General features: G+C 55.1%; 3 protein-coding genes. All 3 read right to left on the bottom strand.

Annotated features, from left to right (window positions below; translation table 11 throughout):
- Positions 1-45: 45 nt before the first annotated feature.
- Positions 46-1,560 (bottom strand): IS66 family transposase, encoded by a 1,515-nt coding sequence (gene tnpC / locus PsAD5_RS14310; protein ID WP_063292616.1) that lies wholly within the window; start codon positions 1,558-1,560, stop codon positions 46-48.
- Between the two features lie 69 nt (positions 1,561-1,629).
- Positions 1,630-1,977 (bottom strand): IS66 family insertion sequence element accessory protein TnpB, encoded by a 348-nt coding sequence (tnpB, locus tag PsAD5_RS14305; RefSeq protein WP_057461557.1) that lies wholly within the window; start codon positions 1,975-1,977, stop codon positions 1,630-1,632.
- Complete coding sequence (locus tag PsAD5_RS14300) at positions 1,974-2,357, bottom strand: transposase (protein WP_057461556.1); 384 nt, start codon at positions 2,355-2,357, stop codon at positions 1,974-1,976. Before PsAD5_RS14300 ends, tnpB begins: the two co-directional genes overlap by 4 nt.
- Positions 2,358-2,440: the final 83 nt, after the last annotated feature.

Here is a 2,440-nt window from a genome sequence, read left to right as displayed (position 1 = left end):
GTGTGCGTCCGGCGAACCCGACCTACAAAACGGAAATAGGCCCTGTTACGCTGGCTTAGCAGCGTAACACCACGGCATGAGATCGTTGAGGCGGGTGATCTTGTGATCAGCGATTTGAGCCAGAACCCACGAGAGCCAGGCTTGGGGATCCACACTGTTGAGCTTGGCGGTTTCGATGAGGGTATAGGCGATTGCCGCTGCTTTTCCGCCCCCTTCCGAGCCCATGAAGAGATAATTTTTTCTTCCAAGAGCCACAGGCTTCATTGCCCGCTCGGCACAATTGTTGTCCAGCTCCAGAGAGCCATTGTCCAGATAGGTGCGCGCTTTGGGTAGGCGCGTGAGGGCATAGCGGATTGCTCCGGCCAATGCTGACTTGCCGGATATTCTTGCAAGCTGCGAATGGAGCCAGTCTTCCAGATCATCGAAGACAGGTTTGGCCTGTTCCTGCCTCTGTCGCACCCGCTCCGGCGGCGGCTTGCCGCGTGCCTGTTTCTCGACCTTATAGAGTTTTGCAATCCGCTGGATGGCTTCGCCAGCTATACTTGAGCCTTGCGATGCGTGAACATCAACGAACTTGCGCCGGATATGCGCCATACAGGCCATTTCTGCTGCTTTGTCATGGCCAAACAAAGCTTTGAAGCCCGCATAGCCATCGGCATGGATCCAGCCTTTATAGCCGCTCAGGTGTCCTTGCGGGTGCTCGCCCTTGCGATCTACAGTGAACTGGTACCACGCCAGAGGCGGTGATTGCCCTACCCAAGCTCGTTCATCTCTCACATAGGCCCAAATACGAGCGGTTTTTGTCTTCTTGTTGCCCGGTGCCTGAAGCTTGACCGGTGTATCATCAGCAAAGACTGCGTTGCCTTGCCGAACCATTCGGCCAATAGCATCAGCCAGTGGTTCCAGCAAAGCGGTCGAGCGGCCAACCCAGTCACTCAAGGTGGAGCGGTCCAGATCGATGCCCTCACGACCAAAAATCTGCGATTGCCGGTACAACGGCAGATGATCACAAAACTTCGATACCAGTACATGAGCGAGCAGCCCCGGCCCGGGACGCCCGCGTTCGATTGGTCTGGATGGCAGCGGCGATTGAACGACTTTCTCGCAGCAGGAACACGACAAGCGTGGTCGGCGGATCCGGTTCACCACAAAACGACCCGGTACATATTCAAGCTCTTCGGTGATGTCTTCGCCAAGCTGCTTGAAGCTACCACCGCACCGCTGGCAGCTATCGCCGGGAACAAGAACCGTATCATTGCGCTCCAGATTATCCGGCAATGGTTTGCGGCTGTGTTGGCGCTTTGGGCTTTTGTCTGCTGAAGGAGCAGGATCACGCTGCTCCTCGGCGGCCTCGGCAATCTCTTTGTCTTCAGCTAGATTGAGGTGGAGCTGATCAAGCGTCTCTGACTTGGAGCCAAACCGGTGCCGATTGGCCCCATGCAGCTGGTGTTGGAGTTGCTCGACCTTCAAACTCAAAGCCTTCACTTCCTCCGCCAGAAGCTTGTTGACGGCTTTTAGTTCAGCTGGGTCTTCTGAGGCGATGTCGAGGTCGTTGAGCATGCTGATTTTATACAGGAATTCCCCCGTTAGAGTAAGTCAAAATCAGCTTAAGACACTGCAACCATTAGCCTATCCGGATGTCAGAGGTGTCCATGTCTTCACCGGCGTTCGCCAGTCGATCCCTTCGAGCAGCATCGACAGTTGAGCTGCAGAAATATGGGCTTTACCTTCCTTCGCTGCAGGCCATATGAAGCGCCCCTTCTCAAGGCGTTTGGTGAACAGGCAAGCTCCCTGGCTATCCCACCAAATTATCTTTAAAAGATCACCTCTGCGGCCGCGAAACACGAACAGGTGACCTGAATACGGGTCTTCCGCCAGAACCTGCTCTGTTTGAGCGGCAAGTGTATTGAAGCCCCGGCGCATGTCCGTCACGCCAGCTGCCAGCCAAACCCGCGTATTGCTGGGAACAGGGATCATGCTCGCAACTCCCGCAGAACCTGGGCAATCACATCAGCACTCACAGCACCGCTCAAGAAAACCTGATGCCCGCCCGCAAGGCGGATCCCAAGGCATAGTGGCTCTGCTTGATTTGAAGAGACTTCGCTATTCACCGGTATTGGTTGAGGGGCTTCTTCTGCATCCACGCTGACAGAGATAAACCCAGCCTTTGTTGGTTCTGCCGCCATCTCTTCAAGAGCGGGATTGAAACGAGGGTCTTTCAGCCAGTAATAAAGCCGCGCTTTTCTTATGCCATGTCGCTTGGCCACATGCGCAACCGGATCGCTTCCTTCAACGGCTTCTCGGCAAACCGCGCGCTTCTCATCGTCACTCCAGCGCCGTCCTTGGCTTTCTATCATCATCAAAGTCCATGCAGATAAAACTACACGTACGATAGAGCAGCAAAGCTAGAATCGTCAGGTCGGGTTCGCCGGACGCTTAC

It is taken from the genome of Pseudovibrio sp. Ad5 (assembly GCF_001623095.1).
GTDB lineage: Bacteria > Pseudomonadota > Alphaproteobacteria > Rhizobiales > Stappiaceae > Pseudovibrio.
Note: the sequence above shows the minus strand (reverse complement) of the source record. Positions and strands in the feature narration are given on the sequence as shown.